Origin of the sequence: Phascolarctobacterium succinatutens CAG:287 (assembly GCF_000434895.1) — a bacterium.
GTDB lineage: Bacteria > Bacillota > Negativicutes > Acidaminococcales > Acidaminococcaceae > Phascolarctobacterium_A > Phascolarctobacterium_A succinatutens_A.
In genome coordinates this window covers 17,528-40,064 of record NZ_FR892761.1, presented here as the reverse complement: position 1 = coordinate 40,064, position 22,537 = coordinate 17,528, and the positions used below count along the sequence as shown (strand labels likewise).

Genomic DNA, 22,537 nt, shown 5'->3' with positions numbered 1-22,537 from the left:
TTTCTTTGGTAGGCGGTTCAGTCGGATAAACGTCGATAGCGGCGCCGGCAATTTTACCGGATTTTACGCCTTCAGCAATAGCTTCGGGATCCATGCAGCCGCCGCGGGCGCAGTTGACAATGCGCACGCCGTCCTTCATTTTAGCAATAGCTTCTGCGTTCAGCATCTTTTCGGTTTCCTTGGTGAGCGGAGTGTGGATGGTGATGTAATCGGATTTAGCCAGCAGAGTGTCAAAATCAACCAGCTCAACGCCAACCTGATGCGCACGTTCTTCGGTAATATACGGGTCATAACCAATGGTGGTCATTTCCATAGCCTGCATACGTTTGGCAACGCGGCTGCCGATACGGCCAACGCCGATGATACCTAAGGTTTTGCCCTGTACCTGAATGCCGTCAAAGGATTTGCGGTCCCATTTGCCTTCCTGAATGGATTGATGAGCCTGCGGAATGTGGCGTGTCATAGCCATCATCATAGCAACAGTGTGCTCGGTAGCTGCCATGGTGTTGCCTTCCGGGGTGTTGAGTACCACGATGCCTTTAGCAGTAGCGGCGGGGATATCAATGTTATCAACGCCAACGCCGGCGCGGCCGATAACCTTCAGACGGGTGGAGGCTTCGATAACCTCTTTAGTTACCTTGGTCATGCTGCGGGTTACCAGGCCGTCGTAATTGTTGATAACCTTGATAAGCTCCTCCGGCTTCATGTTGGGCATTACATCTACATCAAAATGTTCGCGCAGCAGAGCTACGCCTTTTTCGCTGATATCGTTGCTGACAAAAATTTTCATGGTGATTTATCTCCTTTATGTATAATTTGTAGGTTTTTAGAATGAAGTAAGCAATTAATATATCGTGTAGTGAATAAAAATATTAGCAAATGAGTGCTTGGAACCATAGAAGCAAGGGTACGTAACTAACTTTTAATGTCTGGCAAATTTTACCGAAGCTTCGTTCTGGTTCCGCACGAAAATTTGCGTTGTGTCCTTAAGACACGGGAAAATTTTTCCTGAGCGGAACGATATATTAATTGTGCCGCATATATTCAAAAGTATTATTTGTTTGCTTTCATGTACTCTTCCATAAACTCTGCCAACGCCTTGCAGGCCTCCAGCGGCACTGCATTATAGGCACTGGCGCGACAGCCGCCGACAAGACGATGACCGCCGATGCCGACGAAGCCTGCGGCTTTGCCCTTGGCGACGAAATCCTTCTCCATTTCCGGTGTAGCCAGATTAAAAGTGATATTCATATTGCTGCGGGCCTCGGGAGCGGCGTGGCCCTTGTAAAAGCCGTTGCTGTTGTCGATAACGTCATAAATTAGCTTAGCCTTGGCTGCATTATTCTTGGCAATAGCGTTTACGCCACCCTGCTTTTTAATCCAGTGCAGGGTTTTGTTAACCATATAAATGGCAAAGACAGGCGGTGTATTGTACAAAGAATCGTTATTGGCAAAGGTGCTGTACTTCAGCATAGTGGGCAGCTCCTCGCGTGCTGTCGCCAAAAAGCTTTTCTTGGCAATGACGATGACTACGCCTGCAGGACCAAGATTCTTTTGCGCTCCTGCGTAGATAAGGTCAAAATCCTTGACGTTCACCTTGCGCGAAAGAATGTCGCTGGACATATCGCAGATAACGGGAACATCAAACTTGGGGAAATCCTTGTACTCGGTGCCGTAAATCGTGTTGTTGGCAGTGAGGTGTACATAAGAAGTATCGGAGCGGAGCGTGAATTCCTGCGGAATGTAGCTGTGGTTCTTATCAGCGCTGCTAGCGGCCTCATAAACCTCGCCGTAGAATTTTCCTTCTGCCATGGCCTTCTTGGCCCAGACGCCGGTGTTGACATAAGCGGCGTATTTTTTAGTGTGGAAGTTAGCAGCTGTCATCAAAAACTGGGTGCTGCCGCCGCCCTGGATAAACATAATCTCGTAATCCTCGGGGATTTCCATCAGCTCGCGCAGCAGCTGTTTTGTTTCTGCGTGCAGGGCAGCGTATTCACTACTGCGATGGCTCATTTCAATGATGCTCATGCCGGTGTTTTTGTAGTTTAAGAATTCTTCCTGCGCTTCCAGTAATACCTCGAGCGGCATAGCGGAGGGACCGGCGTTAAAGTTATATGCTCTTTTCATTTGTTCTTTCCTTCTTCCTGAAAATAAATATGGCAAGCGCATCCCTTTGGGACGAGCTTGCCTTTATCTCGCGGTACCACCCAAATTGCCATTGCATAATTGCTTCACCTAAAAAAATAAGCCCTTCATCCCTATCTTGGGACGAGGACTGCTCGCGGTGCCACCCAATTTGCCTATGGCCAACTCTGAACGCTGTATCGGGCGCACCCGTCAAATTCGTCATTTGCCGCTTCGGAGCGGAACTAGTGTGCTTCGCTGCTGCCTTGCATCAACCGCCAGCTTTCTGAAAAGACCTGCACATTGCTTCTCCATCATTGCGTTGCGTAATGTGATTTGTAGATGATTATAGCACGCCTGTTTTTAGAGTCAAGTATTTTTGTAAATATTTTTTATGTATACAAATTTTTAAGCTGTTTTGTAACGTAGGTTACAGAGTGTTGCTAAAAATATGTTTACGTGATAAAATGATTTTGACAACTGTGGTACAGGGTGGCGTTGCCTTCATTCTTAAAGAATGGAGGTGATGTCTATGGTATATTTTACATTCCAGGATCTTATGATTTTCGGTATGTTTATACTGGCATTGCTGACGTTCGTGTTTCAGAACCGTAAGTAAAATGCACATAGAAAAGCTGCCCCAATACTTTGACCGGTAAGGGCAGCTCTTCTGTTTCTTAGCGGGCAACCCACCTTGTGGGCAGTTGTCACTTTTCATCTATAATATAGCATACTGCCAGTTTTTTTGCAAGTTGTGCATATTTAACTTGCGTATTTTCGCTGTTCATGTTAAAGTAAGCATGTAAACAAAATAACGTAACCGCTAGGGGCGCATTTTGCTGAGAGGACTGATGTCCGACCCTTTGAACCTGAATCTGGTTAAAACCAGCGTAGGAAAGCGAGCAGATTTCTGCAAAAAGACAATCAAACCGCTTTCCGACTGGAAGGCGGTCTTTTAATTATAAGGAGGAAAAAATATGGCAACACAAATGCAATTGGCACGCCAGGGCGTGATTACCGAGGCAATGAAAATTGTCGCAGAGCAGGAGCATGTAACTGCAGAATTTATTCGCGAAGGCGTAGCAAACGGAACTATTGCAATCCCCTGCAACATCAATCATAAAAATATTATTCCGCGCGGCGTAGGCACCGGTCTTACTGTAAAGGTTAACGCTAACATCGGCACCTCCAGCAGCTATCCTGATCCGGAACCGGAATTGGCAAAGCTGCAGGCTGCTATTGATGCAGGTACGGATTCTGTTATGGACCTTTCCACCGGCAACAATATCAGTGCTTCCCGTCAGGCAATTATTGCTGCATCTACCGTAATGGTTGGCACTGTGCCGATGTATCAGGTAACTGTAGAAACCATTAAGAAGCGCGGCGCAGTGGTTGAGATGACTAAGGAAGATATTTTCGATGTTATCCGCCAACAGGCTGCAGATGGCGCTGACTTCATGACCATTCATTGCGGTATTAACAAAAATGTGCTGAAGGCACTCATCGACGAAGGCCGCGTTATGGACGTTGTCAGCCGTGGCGGTAGCTTTATTACCGGCTGGATGCTGCACAATGACGCTGAAAACCCACTGTATGAATACTATGATGAAATTCTTGATATCTGTGCTGAATATGATGTAACCATCAGCCTTGGCGATGGCCTGCGTCCCGGCTGCATTGCTGATGCTACCGACAGAGCGCAGATTCAGGAGCTGCTCAACCTGGGTGAATTGACGCAGCGCGCTTGGGATAAGGGCGTACAGGTTATGGTAGAAGGCCCCGGCCACGTGCCCTACAACCAGATTGCTGCGAACATGCAACTGCAAAAACGCCTGTGCCACGGTGCACCGTTCTATGTGCTCGGACCTCTTGTAACAGACGTTGCTCCCGGCTATGATCATATTACCAGCGCTATCGGCGGCACTCTTGCTGCAGTAAGCGGCGCCAACTTCCTGTGCTACGTAACTCCGGCAGAGCATTTGGGCCTGCCTGACTTAAATGACGTGCGTGAGGGTGTAATCGCTACCCGTATTGCTGCTCATGCCGCTGATTTGGCTAATGGCAACAAGCAGGCATGGGAGTGGGATTTGAAGATGGCCAAAGCACGCAAGGCTCTTGATTGGCCGGCTCAGCTTGATCTGGCTATCGACCCGGTAAAGGCTAAGGAATATCGCTGCCGCAAGAACAAATCCGATGATGAGGCTTGCTCCATGTGCGGTGATTACTGTGCAGTTAAAATTGTCGGTCAGTATCTCGAAGAGCATATGAGAAAGCATTAAATAAAATTGCTGATAATATTATAATTAATGTTTTTATAAGGATTTGAGAAGCAAAATATAAGAGAACACCTATTGCGTTATATTTGTTTGGCGCAGGTTGCGGTGTTCTCTTTACTTCTCATGATTAGCAAAATTGCACTAACTATGCTATAATATAGATAATTATAATATTTCTAGAGGTAACTGATGGACAAGAATATTTTAGAATATGTCGGCAAAAGCTTATATCAGACACATATTTTGAAGGAAATGAAGCGTTACGTTGTATTCCGCACGCGTTGTGCTATGCATAGCAGCAAGGTTGACGAACTGCTGCAGTTTTTTGCTGCAAATAGCAAGCGTCAGGCTTGGCTGCAGGGAGCACCTGCGCTTTTGGAACAGACTACCAGAGCATTTTTTTACAAAGGCTCAACTTGGGACGAACGTGTAGAGCTGGTGCAGAATCATCTGCTGATTATGGAAGAGCTGTTCAAGCCGGAGCTGATGGATAAATTGTATAGTAAGGGTGAAATGGTGCAGCTGTGGGAGGATTCCTACGATGACAGACCGCTGACGCTGCAGCTGTGGTTTCATTCCGGCCAACGCAAAGAAGGCTGCCTGTCCTTGGCTTTATTCTATGAAGGCGAGCCTTTATACCAGATCATGTTCTGGCTGGCAAAAAATAAAACAGACGGCAAGAATGTTATTTATATCGGCGCCCTGCAGGGACCGCAGAACGGCAGCGAGCTGATTAAAGGTATGACGAAGGCTTTCTTTGGCTATCGCACCAAAAATCTGATGTTCTATGGCCTGCGCTGCTTTGCTGATGTAATAGGCATTGAAAATATTTTTGCTGTTACTAACGATGGTTACTATGCGATGAACCATATCCGTGTAGACCGCAAGCTGAAAACAGATTTCGGCGCCTTCTGGCAGGAGTGCGAGGGTGTTATCTGCTCTGACCGCCGCTTCTACATTATGCCGACTGCGGAACACCGCAAATCTATGGAGGAGCTGAAGCCGTCGAAGAGAGCACAGCATCGTCGTCGTTTTGCTAAAATGGATGAGATGAAGGCAGCGGTTAAGTCTGCTGTTAAACGCTATAAAAAATAAAATATTACTTGTTTGGTTTGTAATATAGGCACAAAAGCTGTCTGCAATATTATTTATAGTAACAAACTGTACAAATTTTACATTGGATAAAGCAGAGGTTCAGAATAGAACCTCTGTTTTTTTTAGGTAAAACATGCTATAATGAAAATATATAGCTCTGATTGGAGGTAAGAAAATTGAAAAAACAGCTTGCAACTTTATTGTTGACCTTTATCTTTTGCTTTACAATGGTAATCCCGGGCTTTGCAGCTGATGCTGCTGTTCCCATGGCTGAAAAAATTGGTGCTATGGAAAAAATGCTTTACGGTACAGAGCAAAGCGGTTCCCTGCTGCAGCGTATGGACAGCCTTGAGGATGACGTTTACGGAACTATTACAAGTGATGCAATAATCAACCGCGTTGATAATATGTACGATTACCTTGAGGGTACTCCTGATAACGGAGAGGCTTCCTTTGCTACTAAGCTTAATGTAGTAGAATGGAAGATGAACGAAAGCATGTCCGGTGGCGCAGCTAAAAACCGTATTGAAGCAACTGAAAAGCTTCTCTATGGTCAGAACCAGACCGGTTCTTTGAGCGGACGCCTGGAAAATCTGCTGAAGCTTGCTTCCTATGAAGATGGCAATGTGCCTGTACAGGAAGTAACTTTGCCGAAGGATTCTGTTTTGAAAATCACCTTTACTTCCGAGCTGAGCACTAAAATGAGTCGCCAGGGCGACACAGTGCACTTCAAAGCTGCTGATAACCTGTATGTAAATGATGTACTGGTGCTGCCGAAGGGTGCAACCGGTGTCGGTGAAGTTAAAAAGGTTGTTCAGCCTGGCATCTTTGGTAAGGATGGCCGTATTGATATCAACTTTACCTATATCTATGGTATAGATGGTACTAAGATTCCTGTTACCGTAGGCGAGCTGGCCAAACAAAAGGCTGAAAGCATTGCCGGTGCAGCCGGAGCCGCTATTGGCGGTATGATTATTCTTGGTCCTGTAGGCCTGGTTGGCGGTGCCTTCGTCAAGGGCAATAGCGTAACTATCCCGGTTGGCTGTGAAACCTATGTGCAAACTGCTGCAGATACTACCCTGCAGGGTGCAGTATATCAGGAATAAAATCGAAATTTATACGTGAAAAGCTCACTCTTTCGAGTGAGCTTTTGCTTTTTTTATGGTATAATGTTAAGTGGATTATTATGAATTTTTTCATTTGCAATTATAGAGAAGGAGTTTTTTCGTATGAATAAGACTTTTATAGCTGCCACATTAGCTTTGGGCATGTGCATGCCTGTTTATGCAGAACAGTTTAGCAACAGCAACAGCGATAGCATGCTGAGTCCGGTTTCTGTCAGTGAGCCGAATGTTGCATTGCCTCATCGCGAAAAACTGGATGCAGAAAAGCAGCAGGGACTGCCGATTCACCTGACAGGTGAGCATGCAGTATATGATACTGTCAGCGGCGATTTTCATGCCGAGGGTAATATCAGGGTATCACAAAATGGCCAGGATATTTATACAACGCAGGTAAAAGGCAATATGAAAACTGGCGATATCTGGTTATTAGAAGGTGGCAAACTGGTAGAGGGAGAAAGTGAAACTCAGGCTGCCTGGGGTCATTATAACTTTAACAATAAGACCGGTGAAATGCAAAAATTGACCGGTAAAAACGGCAAGGATTTCTTTGCTGCGCCTCATGCTACTATCTATCCGGACAAAATGATTCTTGATGAGGGTGGCTCTACCAGTCGCTGCCCGGCAGAAAAGCATCCTAAATGTTTGGAAATCAAGGCTAAGACCTTTGAAATTTATCCGCATGATAAAATGGTAGCACGCGACGTCAAGGTCTTTGTGCGCGGTAAGCATATCTATTCCCGTGATTATTGGGAAAACAGCCTGACGGAAAAATCCAAGGAACGTATCCTGCCGCATATCGGCTTCAAGGACAGCGATAAGGGAACTTATGTCAATCTTTCCTATGAGCGTCCGTTAGGAGACAAGGACACAATTTATGCTGATATAAATTATTACAGCAAGGCTGGCTATAAGCCTGTTTACGGCCTGGAGCATAACGAGCGTAACTTTAAGGTTACCTACGAAAACGGCTGGTATGAGGACGATGACGAATGGGTAGAGAAGCAGAACAATATACGCTTTAATTATAAAAATCATCATATCGCTCCTGGTTTACCTTTGACTTACAGTGCTTATTTTGAACGTGGTCTGTGGAAAAATGATAATAGCGGACGCAAGAGCTGGCATACAGAATATGGTGCCTTCCTTAACCATGACCGCATTTATCTGTTCAACAGCAAAAATACCTCTTTGGATTTGACGATTGGCAAGAAATGGACACGTGAGAGTGCAGAGGATTCTTTGCAGTCTACTAATGTTTATTATGCAACATTGGGCCAGAAAATCAGCCCGAAGTGGAATACCTGGGTTGGATATTATCGTGAAGATTTTACGACAGATGTATTCACCTACGATCAGCCTGATATGGCCAAAGAGCTGCGCAATGGTCTGCAATACATTATGGATGACAAGAACAGCTTTACCATTGTCAACCGCTATGATTTAGACCAAAAGGAAAACTATGAAACAAGATACAGCTGGACGCATAAGTTCTGCTGCTGGCAGCTTTCCTTGATTTACAAGCATAGAGATACAAATGATAAAGACAGTGCATTTGAAGCCAAGTTTGATTTTATGAACTGGTAATGAGGTAGAATATGAGAGAGATTATTAAACAACGCTTTTTGGACCATCTGCAGGTGGCAAATGCTGTGATGAACAGCGATATTCTGGCACAGATTGAGCGTATTGCTGTAGAAGTAAAAAAGGCGCTGGCCAATGGCAACAAGGTTTTGTTCTGCGGCAACGGCGGCAGTGCCGCTGACAGCCAGCATCTGGCTGCCGAGTTTGTAGGCCGCTTCCAAAAGGAACGCGCCGGTCTGCCTGCTATCGCACTGACGGTAGATACCTCCATTCTGACTGCTGTCGGCAACGATTATGGCTATGATAAGGTTTTCGTGCGTCAGGTACAGGCGCTTGCCCGTCCCGGTGATGTGCTGGTAGGCATTTCCACAAGCGGCAATAGCGCTAATGTTGTGGAAGCTGTTGAGCTGGCCAAGAGCATGGGTGTTTTCTGCGTAGGCTTGACGGCTGAGGGCGGCGGTAAAATGAAGCTGCTGTGCGACGAGTGCATTGCTGTACCGGCGAAGGTTACTGCCCGTGCGCAGGAAATGCATATTTTGATAGGCCACATTTTATGTGAGCTGGTGGATGGTGAATAATTTGGCTGATTTAGCTGTAACAACTTTTTTAGCAGAACAAATTAAGAATGTACGCATTGCTGTTATTGGTGATGTGATGCTGGACAGATACTTCCAGGGCGAGGTAAAACGCATTTCGCCGGAAGCACCTGTGCCGGTAACACGTATTACAAAGATAAATTCCGTGCTGGGCGGTGCGGCAAACGTTGCTGCCAATCTGGCACATCTGGAATGTCAGGTTTTTATGGGCGGTGTGACAGGTGATGATGAAAACCGTCTGCTGCTGGAAAAGCTGATGGATGATGCAGGCATCAATCATCAGGGACTGGTGAAAAGCAAACTCCGCAAGACCATTACCAAGCTGCGTGTTTTGGGCGGCAATCAGCAGATGCTGCGACTTGATTTTGAAGAAACCGGCGATTTGTTCCCCGAAGAAATTATTGAGCTGCGTCATTGGCTGGCAGGACTGCTTGATGAAGGCTTGGATGGCATTATTGTTTCCGACTATGCCAAGGGTGTCTGCTCGGATGATTTTTGCCAATGGGTAATTGCTCAGGGCAAGGCCTATGATATACCGGTTTTGATTGATCCTAAGGGAGCAGACTGGTCTAAGTATGACGGCTGCGATTTTATTACGCCTAATCTAAAGGAAATGTGTGAGGCTGCAGGCTGTCAGCGTGAAAACTCTGATGAAGCTGTTGTCAGCATGGCGCAGGCTGCGCGTGAAAAATTCCATATCAAGAATGTAGTTGTTACCCGCAGTGAGCGCGGTATGAGCCTGGTTAATGCTGAGCAGGTGCTGCACAGCCCTGCCACCGCCATTGAGGTGTTTGATGTTTCCGGTGCCGGTGATACGGTAGCGGCTACGCTTCTTGCCGGTGTTGCAGGCAAGCTGGCGTTGGCTGATGCTGTTTATATGGCGAACCGTGCTGCAGGCATTGTTGTGGCCAAGGTTGGCACTTATCCGGTGCACCGTGACGAGCTGCTGAAAGATTTGCTGACGGAGGAACGCAAGCAGGGCCGTGGCTATCGCACGCTGAGCTGGCAGGAGATTGCTTCTCTGGCAGCAACCTGGAGAGCCTGCGGCGAAAAGATTGTGTTCACCAACGGCTGTTTCGATATTCTGCATGTAGGCCATGTAACATATCTGGAGAAGGCGCGCAACCTTGGCAAGCACCTGATTGTCGGCCTGAATACGGACGCCTCCGTACGCCGTCTGAAGGGTGAAACAAGACCTTTGGTGCATGAACTGGACCGTGCGCGTGTACTTGCAGCGCTGGCCTGCGTAGATGCGGTAGTGCTGTTTGACCAGGATACTCCGACTGAGCTTATTGAAAAAATTCGTCCCGACATTCTCGTCAAGGGCGGTGATTACAAGCCTGAGGAAGTAGCAGGACGTGAATATGCCGGTGAAGTGCGCATTATAGAATTTGAAGATGGTTATTCCACAACCGGTGTGGTGGAAAAAATTGCCAAAATGGTTAAGGAGGGCAAATTATGATTATCGTAACTGGTGGTGCCGGCTTTATCGGCAGTAATATTGTTAAAGGCTTAAATGACCGTGGTATTGATGACATTCTTGTTGTTGATAACCTGACCAACATGGTTAAATTCAAAAATATCCAAGGCCTGAAGGTTAAGGATTATATGGATAAGTATGCTTTCATGGATGCACTGAAGGCAGGCAAATTCAATCATGAAAAAATCGACGTTATTTTCCATGAGGGCGCTTGCTCCGATACTATGGAATATAACGGCAAATACATGATGGAAAACAACTTTGAGTATACTAAAAACGTGCTGCATTTCTGCCTCGACAGAAAGATTCAGATGATGTATGCTTCCTCTGCTTCCACCTATGGCAGCGGTGCGCATGGCTTCCGTGAAGAGCCTGCCTGCGAGGAAGCGCTGAACGTTTATGCTTTCTCCAAGCTGTTCTTTGACAACTATCTGCGCCGTCTGCTTCCGCAGGCACAAAGCCAGGTAGTAGGCCTGCGTTATTTTAACGTATATGGTCCGCAGGAAAACCATAAGGGAAAAATGGCTTCCATGATTTACCAAATGTACAATCAATGTAAGGCAGAGCACAAAGTTCGCCTGTTCGGTGAATATGCCGGCTATGGACCGGGCGAGCATACCCGTGACTTTGTGTATGTAAAAGACGTTGTTAAGGTAAACTTCTACTTCTGGGATCATCCGGAAATCAGCGGTATTTTCAACTGCGGTACAGGCCATGCGCATCAGTTCAATATTCTGGCTAAGGCTGTGCTGAACCATTTTGGCAGCGGCGAGCTGGAATATGTACCGTTCCCTGAAGTACTGAAGGGCAAATACCAGAGCTTTACCGAAGCAGATGACACTAACCTTTTGGCAGCAGGCTATGACGGAGGCTTTACTCCGATTGAAGAAGCTGCAGAGGAATATTGCCAGCTTCTCGACAAGACCGGCGGTTATTACGTTTATGAAGGCTAAGGCGGTATTTTTTGACAGAGATGGCGTGCTCAATGTTGATGTAGCCTATCTCTACAAAATTGAGGACCTGCGCTGGATTGAAGGTGCACGCGAGGCTGTGGCGTATCTGTCGCAGCTTGGCTATAAAATTTTTATTGTAACGAACCAGAGCGGTATTGCGCGTGGTTATTATACAGTAGAGCAGATGAATGAGCTGCATGCTTATATGCAGCGTGAAATTACTGCAGCTGGTGGCAAAATAGAAAAAATCTATTACTGCCCGCATCATCCCGAGGGCAGCGTGCCGGAATATACCGGTGTGTGCGATTGTCGCAAACCTAAACCGGGCATGCTGTTGCAGGCGCTGGCAGAATATGATATCGACAAGGAGCAGAGCTTCTTGGTCGGTGACGGTAAGCGCGATGTGGAAGCAGCGGAGGCTGCTGGTGTCAAAGGCTATCTTTACACAGGCGGCAATCTGCTGGATTTCGTAAAAAATATTGTAAGCGAGAGATGATAATGGAGTATCGGAATATCCTGTTAATCAAAATGAGTTCGTTGGGTGATATCCTGCATACGCTGCCCTTTGCGGCAGCGCTGCGCAAGCGTTATCCCAAGGCCAAAATCACCTGGCTGGTACATCCGCAGTTTGCCGGCTTTGTACCGGATCCTCCGGTGATTGACGAGGTGCTTTATTTTGATAAGGTAAAATTTAATAAGCTGGGCTTTAGTGATAAGCTGAAATATTTTTGCGAAATGCGCGCACTGCTGCACAGCAAGCATTTTGACCTGGTAATAGATATGCAGGGCCTTTTCAAAAGTGCGGTGTTGGCTGCTATCAGCGGCTGTGATAACCGCATCGGCTATTGCGAAATGCGCGAGGGCAGCGGCCTTGTGAGCAAGGCGATTGGCGGAAGTCATAGTAAGGACCATGTTATTGAGCGCTATCTTGACGTGGCACGTTATCTTGGTGCCAAGGTTGATTCGTTGGATGATGTAGAATTTCCAATGCCGGATTTTAGTAAGGAAACCGCTTCTGTGCAGCATAAACTGCAGGAAGCAGGCTGGCAGGGCGGCGATTACGTTGTTATTGTCCCCGGTGCGCGCTGGTGGACGAAGGAATGGCCGGTTGAGCATTATATTGAGCTGGCGAAAAAGCTTACGGCTGACGGTACTGCCGTGGTGCTGGCAGGCGGACCTGATGATGCAGTCAAGGGGCAGAAGATTGCCGAAGGCACAGCAAGCTCACTGGTTATCGATTTGACGGGACAGACAAGCCTGCGTGAGCTGGCAGCGCTGATTAAGGGCTGCAGCTTCTATATCAGTGCGGATACCGGCCCGCTGCATTTTGCAGCGGCTTTGAAAAAGCCTCTTGTGGCAATGTACGGACCGACGAAGGCTGACCGCACCGGTCCATATGGCAGCAAAAATTCCACGGTATTGCTTTCACCGGCAAAGTGTGCAGGCTGCTTGAAGAAAAAGTGCGATAACTGGCATTGTATGCATGATATAACGCCGGATATGGTCTATAAAATTTATCAGGAAAAGGTGGCAAAAGGCTGATGGCACAAGCTGTAGAATTAAATGGCAAAAAAATATTGGTAACATTTTTGATGCATCTGGGAGACCTGACGCTGACCACGCCTTTTATCCATGCACTGCGTAAGGCAGCACCAGATGCGCATATTACTTTTCTGGCAGATGAGAAGCTGAAGGATGTAGTACTGCATAATCCGTATTTAGATGAGGTTATCACGATTGACAAGAAGGGCAAGGACAACAGCCTGCTGGCGCTGATGGCCTGCGCCCGTCGTCTGAGCAAGATGGATTTTGATGTGCTGATTAACCTGCATCCGAATGAGCGTTGCAGCTTTATTGATGCTTTTACCAAAGTGAAATTGCGTTGCGGTACAACACACACTTTGTTCAAACCGCTTTGGGATGTGTTTACACCGCTTAACCGCAAAATTCATGCGGCGGATATGTATCTTGATGTACTGACGCAGCTTGGCGTACAAAAGCTGGAGCATAACGGTCTGGAGATTTTCCCGAGCGAGGAATATCAGCAGCATGCGGAGGAATTCTGGCGTGAGCACGGCGTGTTCGCTACCGATAAGCTGGTAGGCTTTAACATCGGCAGTGCTGTTGTTACCAAGCGCTGGGCGCCGGAGCGCTTTGCCAAGGTAGCAGATATTCTTGCGGAAAAGGGCTATAAGCCTGTATTCTTCGGCGGTACGATGGACGAAGAAATGGTGCAGGAGGCAGTCAGCTTCATGAAGACGACTCCTGTGGTAGCAACCGGCAGCTTCCGTATTGGCGAGCTGGCGGCGGCAATGCGTCGCTGCAGCCTGATTATCACCAACGACAGCGGCCCGATGCACGTAGCAATCAGCCAGAAGGTGCCTATCGTAGCGATGTACGGTCCGTCCAGCCCGAAGCTTTACGGACCTTATACCAAGGATGCAACTATTGTGACAGCGTTGCCGCCCTGCCCTGGTTGTGCAGGTGGAATGAAGCATAAGTGTGATGATATGCAATGTATGACACGTCTGACGGTAGAGCAGGTTGTACAGGCTGCTGAGCAGATGCTGCAGCAAAAGGAGAAATAATATTGAGTAAGCAAAGCATTATTACCGGAGAGGTTTTATTGCTGTGTGAAAGAGTGGAGATGGCGCAGTTTATGCACGCTTATCTCCGGCATTTATTTAAGCAGGGTATCAGCTTGCCTAACATGCAGATTGTAAATTATCAGAGTATCGATAAGTTAGACTTGCTGACTAAACGCCTTATACAGCTGGAAGGCAGAGAAATAGTGCAGAAGGCAGTATTCTTTGCTGACGCGGCTGATGAGCGCGAACGCCGAATGCAGAAATTTTTTGCAGTGCGTGACAATACTTTCTTTAGAGGAGTGGAGTATTGCACGCACTTTTTCTTTCCCGGCAAAAAAGCTACTAAACGTTGGCAAAAGGGTTATCTTGAGGATATGCTGCTGCAGTCGCTGCGGCTGGAAAGCTCGGAGTGCAGTGATTATTATAATCTGTATAATATGAGTGCGGAGTATTTGCAGTCAGTAAATTGCTGCCGTGGGCGAGAAAACAGATTAGTGAATTATAGCAGGCATTTACTGTACACATATCTGGCAGGAACAGAAAGGTATGTGGGCATGCGCTTGGGCGAGGCGGCTCTGGCAGGAGCCTTTGATTTGGAGCATCCGTGCTATGCGAGTCTTAAGGAATGCTTGCAAGGCTTAAACTAGAGCAGCAGAATGCGAGGTTATCAAAATAACTTAATTGATTTATTATATTGTGCAAAAGTGTTAGCTTTGTTAGCTGTCGTCCTTTCTGAATTTTGGAAAAGCAAATAAATATGTTATAATTAACAAACAAACTAAAAAAGGGGGAGCAACATTTATGTTCGGAGAAATCATTGGAGCAATCAGCAATTTTATGTATAGTTATTTGCTGATTATCATGCTCATCGGTGTAGGCCTGTACTACACTCTGCGTACTCGTCTGGTGCAGGTACGTTTGTTTAAGGAAACTATTCGTGTTATTTTGGAGAAGCCTGTTGAATCCGGGGCGGTATCATCCTTCCAGGCTTTGATGGTATCTACTGCATCCCGTGTGGGTACCGGTAATATTATCGGCATTTCCACAGCTATCTGCCTCGGCGGTTATGGTGCTGTGTTCTGGATGTGGGTTATTGCTGTTGTTGGCGGCGCTTCTGCTTTTATTGAAAGCACTCTGGCACAGATTTACAAGAAACGTGGTCCGCACGGCAGCTACGGCGGCCCTGCATATTACATCGAAGCTGCTTTGGGCAGCCGCGGTCTGGCAGTGCTCTTTGCTGTGGCTTTGATTGTAACATATGGCTGCGGCTTTAACATGCTGTGCTCCTACAATCTGCAGTCCACCTTTGCTGCTCTGAGCTTCTATAATCCGGATACAACTCCCTGGATTATCGGTGCTGTAGAGGCTGTGCTCGTAGGCTATTGCCTGCTGGGCGGTGGCAAGCGTGTTATCAAAGCAACCTCTACTCTGGTTCCTTTGATGGGCGTTATCTACATTTCTGTAGCATTTATCCTTACTATTATGCATATCAATCTGGTTCCCGGCGTTGTAGGCAGAATTTTTGCTGAAGCATTTGACTTCACTGCAATTTTTGGTGGCTTTGCCGGCAGCTGCATGATGTTCGGTATCAAACGCGGTCTGTACAGCAACGAAGCAGGTGTTGGTTCTGCGCCGAACGCTGCAGCTGCTGCTGACGTTTCTCACCCGGTTAAGCAAGGCCTGGTTCAGATGCTGTCCGTATTTATTGATACTCTGCTGATTTGCACCGCTACCGCTTTCATGTGCCTGAGCTCCGGCATAGAGCCGACTAAGGAGCTTGCTGGTGCGCCTTATGTACAGGCAGCTCTGGCAGCAAGCATGGGCGATTATGCTAAGCTGTTTATTACTGTATCTATGGTACTGTTTGCCTTCACTACTCTGCTTGGCAACTTGTATTATGTAGATAATGCTTTTGCTTATGTTCTGAAGCATGTTCCGGGCAAAACCTTTACTCTGTGCTACCGAATTCTGGCTTGCGTACTGATTTTCATCGGTGCCGGCTCCAGCATGGGTACAATGTGGGATTTGGCAGATGTTACCATGGGCTTCATGGCAATCATCAACTTGCCTGTTATCTGCATTCTGGGCGGTCCTGCTCTGCGTGCGCTTGATGATTACACCGAGCAGCGCGATGCCGGTAAGAATCCTGAGTTTAAGGCCAGCAAGATCGGTCTGACTCAAAAGCTGGACTACTGGCAGGATTAATATTTGTTCGTTTGAGCTGTTACGAGATTTCGTAGCAGCTCTTTTTGTATGCGTAAGTTTAATTTGGTTATAGGATTAACTTTTACTTAGGGAGAGGTAGACATCTATATAAAAAAAACCTCGGTGAAAACAACATCGCGATGCTGTTTTTACCGAAGTTTTAAAGGTTAAATCAGATATACAGGTATATAGTAGGTTTGCTCATTGATAGGTCTTATCTTATCGCAAGAATCAATAACTAAACCGGTAGCAATATTAAGATGATACTTATCAAGAACGCTAAAGTTTTTTGTTGCTTTTTTAGGCGCTATACCTTGCTTTATTTCAATTGGACAGATGGTAGAACCGTCAACATATAATAGATCAATTTCCTTTTGGTCAGTATCCCGATAATAGAACAGGAAATCCTTAGGAGTTTTACCATGTGCGTAAAAATTTTTGACGAGTTCGCTGACTATATATGTTTCGTAAAAAGCGTCGCTCATAGCGCATTTCTCCAACATTTCCGCATTAGGCCATTTGCAGAGATAAGAGCAGAGACCCGTATCTAAAAAATACATTTTAGGTGCTTTAATAATGCGGTTAGAAATGTTAGCCATATATGGTTGTAGCAGGTAAATAATACCAGAGGTTTCTAAAATGGAAATCCATTTTTTGCAGGTTCTTACGTCTATGCCGACATTGCGGGCGATTTCGTCATAATGCAGCTCTTGAGCAGTTCTTAAAGCAACAATAGAAATAAAGTTTCTGAACTGCATTTCACTGGAAGCAGCAATAAGCTTACGGACATCTTTTTCAATATATGTATCGACATATGCTTTGAAATAAATGTCTCGTTTAGAGATGCCTGTGAAAATATCTGGCATGCCGCCATTGAAGATATCCTGATAAATTTCTCGCCTGGTTCTATAAGAAATTTTTTTGCTGCGTTCTAATGCTATTAATTTTTGGATATCAGCAGAAAACAAATTATTAGGATAAGCATATTTTTCTGCTTGGGAAAGAGAAAGCATTTCGATTACTCCACATCTGCCTGCAAGGGAATCGCTGATACTTTCCTGCAGCTCAAAACGGTTAGAGCCGGTCAAAATATACATAATTTGTCTTTTTTCGTTGTTACGCAGCCAGATCAAACGCTGTTCATCTATTTTTATTTTTATTTCATCAAGCAGGTTAGGTGCTTTTTGAATTTCATCAATAATTACGGGCCAGCCATATTGCTCAAGAAACAAGAGTGGATTATTAATAGCTAGGGCGCGATCTTCTGCGTCATCAAGAGTGACCATAGGAATTTTATCACCGAATAGCATATTAATCGTTGTTGATTTGCCGACCTGTCGTGGGCCATAGATTACTATGCAGGGGAAAGATGCTGCTGCATCGAGGATGGTTTGCTCAACATAGCGTTTGATATACATGACAGATCCTCCTTTAGAAATATATAGAACGATAGTAGTTGAACATTGTTGTAAGCTCATTATATAACAAAACTTCGGTGAAAACAACATTGCGATGCTATTTTCACCGTAAAAATAGTGATAAAAGCTTTGCTTGCTAATTATCATAGTGAATGATAAAATCATAAGTAAGAAGAATTTTTAGGAGGGCATGATGGGCAGATTTGTAAATCCTGATAATAGTGCGTTTCAGGTAGCAGTTGCTTCAGAAATATATATAGATAAAACTGGTATGCTGGCTTATACTAATAAAGTGCTGGGTACGAAGCAGGCTCTTATCTGCAACAGTCGTCCGCGGCGTTTTGGTAAATCAACCACTGCAGATATGCTGACAGCATATTATAGCAGAGGGGCTGATTCTAAGAACTTGTTTGCTGGTTATGAGATTAGCAATGACAAAAATTTTTCTAAATACTTGAATAAATATGATGTGATTCATCTTGATATTCAGTGGTGTATGATGGACGCTGGGTCAGCAGAGAATACAGTTAGTTATATAAACAAAAATGTCATTGGTGAATTGAAAAAATTATATCCGGAGATAGAGTTTGCGGATGTTCAGCATCTTTATGGTGCACTTTCCAAAATAAATGCTGCCTTAAAGCAGAAATTTATTATTATTATTGATGAATGGGATGTTTTGGTGCGTGATGAAGCCACAAATACTGCTGTTCAGGAAGAATATATTAATTTTTTGCGAGGCTTGTTCAAAGGAGCAGAACCGGAAAAATATCTTGCATTAGCTTATCTTACAGGTATTTTGCCGATTAAGAAAATTAAAACACAGTCCGCATTAAATAACTTTGAAGAATTTACTATGCTTGCACCTGGCGGTTTAGCTTCCTATTTTGGCTTTACGGAAGCAGAAGTACAGGGATTGTGCGCTAAATACAATGTTGATTTTACAGAAGTAAAGCGTTGGTATGATGGTTATTTTTTAGGCAATGAGCATATCTATAATCCTAAAGCGGTTGTCAGCGTGATGCTGCGCAAGGAATTTCAAAGTTATTGGTCACAGACAGGAACTTATGCAATGATAGTTCCGCTGATTAATATGGACTTTGATGGCTTAAAGGCTGCTATAATAGAGATGCTGTCAGGAGATATTGTTAGCGTCAATGCTAAAACTTTCCAAAACGATATGGTTAACTTTACAGATCGTGATGATGTGCTGACGGTTTTGATTCATCTTGGCTATCTTGCTTATAACCAGAAGCTCAAAGTGGCGTTTATTCCTAACGAAGAAATTCGCGAGGAGTTTTTGGCAGCAGTAAAGCGAAAAAAGTGGAATGAGTTAGTTGATTTTCAACGTGCTTCAAAAGCTCTTTTAAATGCTACGTTGGATATGGATGCAGAAGCAGTTGCAAAATATGTTGAGAAAATTCACCAGGAATATGCGTCTGTTATTCAATATAACGATGAAAACTCTCTTAGCAGTGTGTTGGCGATAGCTTATCTGAGTGCTATGGAGTATTATTTTAAGCCAATTAGAGAGCTGCCAACTGGTAGAGGGTTTGCTGACTTTGTGTTTTTACCGAAAGCAGAGTATGCTGAAGGCTATCCTGCGCTATTGGTAGAGCTTAAATGGAATCAATCTGCTGAAGCTGCGCTTGCACAGATAAAAGAGAAGAAATATCCTGAGTCACTTGTGCAGTACACAGGAAATATTTTGTTGGTAGGCATTAATTACGATAAGAAGAACAAAAAACATCAATGTTTGATTGAAGAGATGAAAAAATGATTTTCGCTGCGGCTTATGCCGCAGCTTTTTTCTTGCAAAAGTAAACTTTAGCTATACTGTTTTTACCATATCACTTATCGTATACTATTTTCACAAGGTTCTTTGAAAACTAAATAGCACAAAACATATTTAGTGAACTACTATTTTTGCCCTAGCCTGTTTGTTATAATGGATGCAAGAAGCATAAATAAACTATTCACATGCAGGCGTGCTGAAGAGGGTGTGCAGGAGTTTCAGTTGATGCCGGAGAATATGTAAGTATCTTAGTTGTGATTGGAGGTTTTGAAGATGGCAAACAAAGAAGCAGAAAAGATTTTAAAAGAAGACTTAGGTGTTAAAAGCTTGAGATCTTTCCCTAGAGATATTGCGATAGATTATGATGATTCAAAGCATATTTTGACTATGACTCTTTTGCCTAAAGCTGTTGGATTAGGTAAAGGTGATGCTGTAAATATGCAAGATAATGCAGCAGCATTTGAAGCATGGTGCTTTATTATAAAAGCTTATACCAATATTAAGAACTTAAAAATTATGCTAGATATAGATGGCGTAGTTAATGATAGATATGTTGGTGGAATACCATCGAATGGGCATTTAGGCAGATTTTTGTATCGTATTTTAAAATTTAAAGAGCAATATGGCACATGGTTTTTCTTATCTGATGAATTAGAAGCTATGAGAAAAAATTTTGCTGATTTTTTAAGTAGTGGTAAGTTTGTCAATAATGAACCTTCAAAAGAAGCAGAAGATGATGAAGATGTGTTGGGTACAGAGGGCTATGTTGAAAAACGTTTTTGTGATGATGATAGTCTTGGAAAGTTGATATTAGATTTTTCAGATAAAAATGTTGTTATGAACAGACAACTGCCTGTAGGGTTGTTTAAAGATAAAAAGTCTGATGCAACTGCTGTTTTTACAGGTAAAAAGTCTGCAATAGATTTTTGGGTATTAGATGGAAATGAATTTAATATCTATGAGTTGAAGGCTAAAAACAAAATGGTGGGGATTTTGACAGAAATATTTTTCTACAGCAATTATATGCGCGACGTGTATTGGCATAATAGCTTGGAAACAAAACAAAATGTAAAGATTCGTAATCCTAAAAAGACAGATAGAAGCTACAATAAGCTATGTGATGGAATTAAAAATATTACAAAGATAACAGGCTGGATTTTAGCTGATGAGTTTCATCCTCTTATTACAGATGCTACAGATGCTGTGATAAATATTATGAACGATAATGGAATAGAAAGTGAATTACAGTATAATAAAAAGCAATATGATTTAAAGATTGATATAAACGTTCATAAATAAGAATATCCACTCGCCCCGCGCGTCGGGGCGTTTTCTTTACCCAAAACAAGCATCAGCTATACTATTTTTGCCATACAACTTATCGTATACTATTCTCACAAAATTTTTTGGAAGCAGCATAGTTGATGTAAATACTAAAATGTTTTTTGTTAGGAAGGGTGGAGATAAAATGCAAAAGATAAATTTTCATAAAAATGATAATACAGAACAAAAATGTGAGCCTGATTATATCACAGCGCATGAATATTGTATGTTTAACAGAAGACTGCTTGAACATGATAAAAGATGTGGATGTTTTCATTGCCTTAAAGTTTTTGACACTAAAGAGTTAGAATGGGTTGATTTTGGCTTAACTGCACTGTGTCCATATTGTGGCATAGATGCTGTTATAGGCGAGAGTGCAGGCTATCCGTTGACAGAAGAATTTTTGCAGAAGATGAGAGATTATTGGTTTAGCTACTAAGATACAATGATAGTTTGAGATAAATAATAGGGAGCGATAAGATGTCTACCAACATAGAATTTCTTCATGCCGACCAGATTGGTGGCTGTGTAACTTTGATTAGTACGGATACGACAAAAATTTGCATTGAATTTGGCGAGAATCTGCCGGGCAGCAAGCATAAAGAAGCGCTGGAGGTCGAAGGCCTCACTTCTGTCGAGGTGCAATACGACGCAGTATTCTTCACGCATTATCATGGCGACCACATTGGTCGCTTCAACAAAATTCTGCCGGGGATTCCACTGTACATGAGTCAGATGTGCCGCTATGCGCTGCTCAATATTTACCACGCTTTGGCGAAGCACGATGCCCGGTACAAAAAGCAGATTGAGATTTTGGAAGACAAAACGCGTAATCATGTGCTCTGGCCTCAGCAGGCTGTGCAGGTTGGCGATATTAAAGTCACACCTTACACCATTGACCATTCGGCAGAGGCGGCGATGATGTTTCTGATTGAAACGCCGGATAAGCGTATTTTGCACATGGGCGATTTCCGCACGCACGGCTTTATGGGAAACAAGCTCAAAAAGCTGTTGCTGCACTATGTCTTTGGCTTGCAGCTGCGTTATAAGCCTGTGGATATTCTGATTACCGAAGGCACAAATATGACGCGCGAGGAGGGCGAGCTGCTGACGGAAGATGAACTTTTTACGCAGGCTTGTGCGTTGATGCGAGAGTATAAGCTGGTCTTTTGCATCTGTTCGTCGACGAATTTTATCCGCCTGCGCAATTTTTATCGTGCCGCACGAGCTGCGCATAAGGTTGTGCTGGCAAGCGGGTATATGTTGAAGCAGGTGCAGAGTTATTATCATTATAAGCTGGATTTGTATGCATATCTGAATAATTGTAAACAGGACAGGGAGTTCAGATTGTCGGGAATGTATAGCCTGCTGCTGGACAAGGAAGCGTTACAGGATAAATTGGCCTACAAGTTACAGGAAAAAAAGCTGCGTGAACGTGGCGCGCTGATTTTTCTGAGCGGAACACAGGCTGCGGAGAAGCTGCAAAGGCTGGTGGCGCAATATAGCGACCTACAGCCGCTGGTAATTTATTCCCAATGGTCAGGTTATATTAAGGACAAGAAGGCAGAGTATTATAATGCGGAGCTGGCTGAGGCCTGTGCTGCCTGCAATACTGTGCAGCTGCATACGAGCGGGCACGCGTCAAAAGAGGTAGTGGAGGAGATTATCAGGTTGGTGAACTCACGCGAGTATGTGGCGATAATTCATTCAGAGCAGGCGGAAATCAGGTATAGACAGTATTGATTTTCTTAGCAGTTGCGTATATTATTACGACTGCCCGGATGATAAGGAATATTTTTCTACGAGCGTTGAAGTGCAGTCTGACGCGGGCTTTTTGGGCTGGGTGGCAGGTTTTGGCGGTGATGTAATTATCGCTGGCCCAGACAGTGTACGTGCGGCGTATAGGGAATATTTGCAAAAGCAGCTTGAGCTGTATAACAGCGAAGCTAAATAATTTTATCAATAAAGCATCGTTTGTA

At 44.4% G+C, this 22,537-nt stretch carries 21 protein-coding genes and 1 riboswitch; of the genes, 18 read left to right on the top strand and 3 right to left on the bottom strand.

Annotation, left to right across the window (positions count from 1 at the left end; genetic code table 11):
* Both BN587_RS11685 and serC read right to left on the bottom strand, forming a co-directional pair.
* Nucleotides 1–790: hydroxyacid dehydrogenase (locus BN587_RS11685; protein ID WP_303684783.1), on the bottom strand; the 790-nt coding region annotated here is incomplete at its 3' end.
* 263 nt (nucleotides 791–1,053) lie between these two features.
* Nucleotides 1,054–2,127, bottom strand: coding sequence for a 3-phosphoserine/phosphohydroxythreonine transaminase (serC, locus tag BN587_RS02010; protein ID WP_021719477.1), 1,074 nt, complete (start codon nucleotides 2,125–2,127; stop codon nucleotides 1,054–1,056).
* Between the two features lie 514 nt (nucleotides 2,128–2,641).
* Here serC and BN587_RS12165 point away from each other — a divergent pair.
* The 13 genes from BN587_RS12165 to BN587_RS01945 all read left to right on the top strand — a co-directional run bounded on the left by BN587_RS12165 (nucleotide 2,642) and on the right by BN587_RS01945 (nucleotide 16,022).
* Entirely contained in the window at nucleotides 2,642–2,743 is a 102-nt protein-coding gene (locus tag BN587_RS12165; RefSeq protein ID WP_366914949.1) for a putative holin-like toxin, read from the top strand.
* A gap of 196 nt (nucleotides 2,744–2,939) precedes the next feature.
* Nucleotides 2,940–3,038: riboswitch (TPP riboswitch) on the top strand.
* Between the two features lie 63 nt (nucleotides 3,039–3,101).
* Nucleotides 3,102–4,403, top strand: coding sequence for a phosphomethylpyrimidine synthase ThiC (gene thiC, locus BN587_RS02000; RefSeq protein WP_021719476.1), 1,302 nt, complete (start codon nucleotides 3,102–3,104; stop codon nucleotides 4,401–4,403).
* A gap of 186 nt (nucleotides 4,404–4,589) precedes the next feature.
* Entirely contained in the window at nucleotides 4,590–5,495 is a 906-nt protein-coding gene (locus BN587_RS01995) for a VirK/YbjX family protein (RefSeq protein WP_021719475.1), read from the top strand.
* 176 nt (nucleotides 5,496–5,671) lie between these two features.
* Nucleotides 5,672–6,601: a hypothetical protein gene (locus BN587_RS01990; RefSeq protein ID WP_021719474.1), complete on the top strand. Its 930-nt coding sequence runs from the start codon at nucleotides 5,672–5,674 to the stop codon at nucleotides 6,599–6,601.
* A gap of 123 nt (nucleotides 6,602–6,724) precedes the next feature.
* Entirely contained in the window at nucleotides 6,725–8,203 is a 1,479-nt protein-coding gene (locus tag BN587_RS01985; RefSeq protein ID WP_021719473.1) for an OstA-like protein, read from the top strand.
* A gap of 11 nt (nucleotides 8,204–8,214) precedes the next feature.
* Entirely contained in the window at nucleotides 8,215–8,778 is a 564-nt protein-coding gene (locus BN587_RS01980) for a D-sedoheptulose-7-phosphate isomerase (RefSeq protein ID WP_021719472.1), read from the top strand.
* Entirely contained in the window at nucleotides 8,768–10,258 is a 1,491-nt protein-coding gene (gene rfaE1, locus BN587_RS01975; RefSeq protein ID WP_021719471.1) for a D-glycero-beta-D-manno-heptose-7-phosphate kinase, read from the top strand. Before BN587_RS01980 ends, rfaE1 begins: the two co-directional genes overlap by 11 nt.
* Nucleotides 10,255–11,229: an ADP-glyceromanno-heptose 6-epimerase gene (gene rfaD, locus BN587_RS01970; RefSeq protein WP_021719470.1), complete on the top strand. Its 975-nt coding sequence runs from the start codon at nucleotides 10,255–10,257 to the stop codon at nucleotides 11,227–11,229. The genes rfaE1 and rfaD overlap by 4 nt, the downstream gene beginning before the upstream one ends.
* Complete coding sequence (gene gmhB, locus BN587_RS01965) at nucleotides 11,219–11,725, top strand: D-glycero-beta-D-manno-heptose 1,7-bisphosphate 7-phosphatase (protein WP_021719469.1); 507 nt, start codon at nucleotides 11,219–11,221, stop codon at nucleotides 11,723–11,725. The genes rfaD and gmhB overlap by 11 nt, the downstream gene beginning before the upstream one ends.
* 2 nt (nucleotides 11,726–11,727) lie before the next feature.
* Nucleotides 11,728–12,771, top strand: a complete 1,044-nt coding sequence (waaC, locus tag BN587_RS01960; protein ID WP_021719468.1) for a lipopolysaccharide heptosyltransferase I — start codon at nucleotides 11,728–11,730, stop codon at nucleotides 12,769–12,771.
* A complete protein-coding gene (locus BN587_RS01955; RefSeq protein WP_021719467.1) occupies nucleotides 12,771–13,817 on the top strand; it encodes a glycosyltransferase family 9 protein in 1,047 nt (348 codons plus the stop codon). The genes waaC and BN587_RS01955 overlap by 1 nt, the downstream gene beginning before the upstream one ends.
* Nucleotides 13,818–13,819: 2 nt before the next feature.
* Nucleotides 13,820–14,464 carry a hypothetical protein gene (locus BN587_RS01950; protein WP_021719466.1) on the top strand — a complete coding sequence of 215 codons (645 nt, stop codon included), beginning with the start codon at nucleotides 13,820–13,822 and terminating at the stop codon, nucleotides 14,462–14,464.
* A gap of 154 nt (nucleotides 14,465–14,618) precedes the next feature.
* Nucleotides 14,619–16,022: an alanine/glycine:cation symporter family protein gene (locus tag BN587_RS01945; protein WP_021719465.1), complete on the top strand. Its 1,404-nt coding sequence runs from the start codon at nucleotides 14,619–14,621 to the stop codon at nucleotides 16,020–16,022.
* Nucleotides 16,023–16,189: 167 nt separating this feature from the next.
* On the opposite strand, the gene BN587_RS01940 is transcribed toward BN587_RS01945, so the two are convergent.
* Nucleotides 16,190–17,440 (bottom strand): ATP-binding protein, encoded by a 1,251-nt coding sequence (locus tag BN587_RS01940; protein WP_021719464.1) that lies wholly within the window; start codon nucleotides 17,438–17,440, stop codon nucleotides 16,190–16,192.
* 193 nt (nucleotides 17,441–17,633) lie between these two features.
* Here BN587_RS01940 and BN587_RS01935 point away from each other — a divergent pair, with 193 nt between their 5' ends.
* The 5 genes from BN587_RS01935 to BN587_RS11680 all read left to right on the top strand — a co-directional run bounded on the left by BN587_RS01935 (nucleotide 17,634) and on the right by BN587_RS11680 (nucleotide 22,512).
* Complete coding sequence (locus BN587_RS01935; protein ID WP_021719463.1) at nucleotides 17,634–19,220, top strand: AAA family ATPase; 1,587 nt, start codon at nucleotides 17,634–17,636, stop codon at nucleotides 19,218–19,220.
* A gap of 288 nt (nucleotides 19,221–19,508) precedes the next feature.
* Complete coding sequence (locus BN587_RS01930; RefSeq protein ID WP_021719462.1) at nucleotides 19,509–20,534, top strand: hypothetical protein; 1,026 nt, start codon at nucleotides 19,509–19,511, stop codon at nucleotides 20,532–20,534.
* A gap of 250 nt (nucleotides 20,535–20,784) precedes the next feature.
* On the top strand, nucleotides 20,785–20,997 hold the full coding sequence (locus BN587_RS01925; protein WP_044483964.1) for a hypothetical protein: 213 nt from the start codon (nucleotides 20,785–20,787) through the stop codon (nucleotides 20,995–20,997).
* A gap of 41 nt (nucleotides 20,998–21,038) precedes the next feature.
* Nucleotides 21,039–22,301, top strand: coding sequence for an MBL fold metallo-hydrolase (locus tag BN587_RS01920; protein WP_021719460.1), 1,263 nt, complete (start codon nucleotides 21,039–21,041; stop codon nucleotides 22,299–22,301).
* Nucleotides 22,264–22,512: a WYL domain-containing protein gene (locus tag BN587_RS11680; RefSeq protein WP_368482935.1), complete on the top strand. Its 249-nt coding sequence runs from the start codon at nucleotides 22,264–22,266 to the stop codon at nucleotides 22,510–22,512. Before BN587_RS01920 ends, BN587_RS11680 begins: the two co-directional genes overlap by 38 nt.
* Nucleotides 22,513–22,537: the final 25 nt, after the last annotated feature.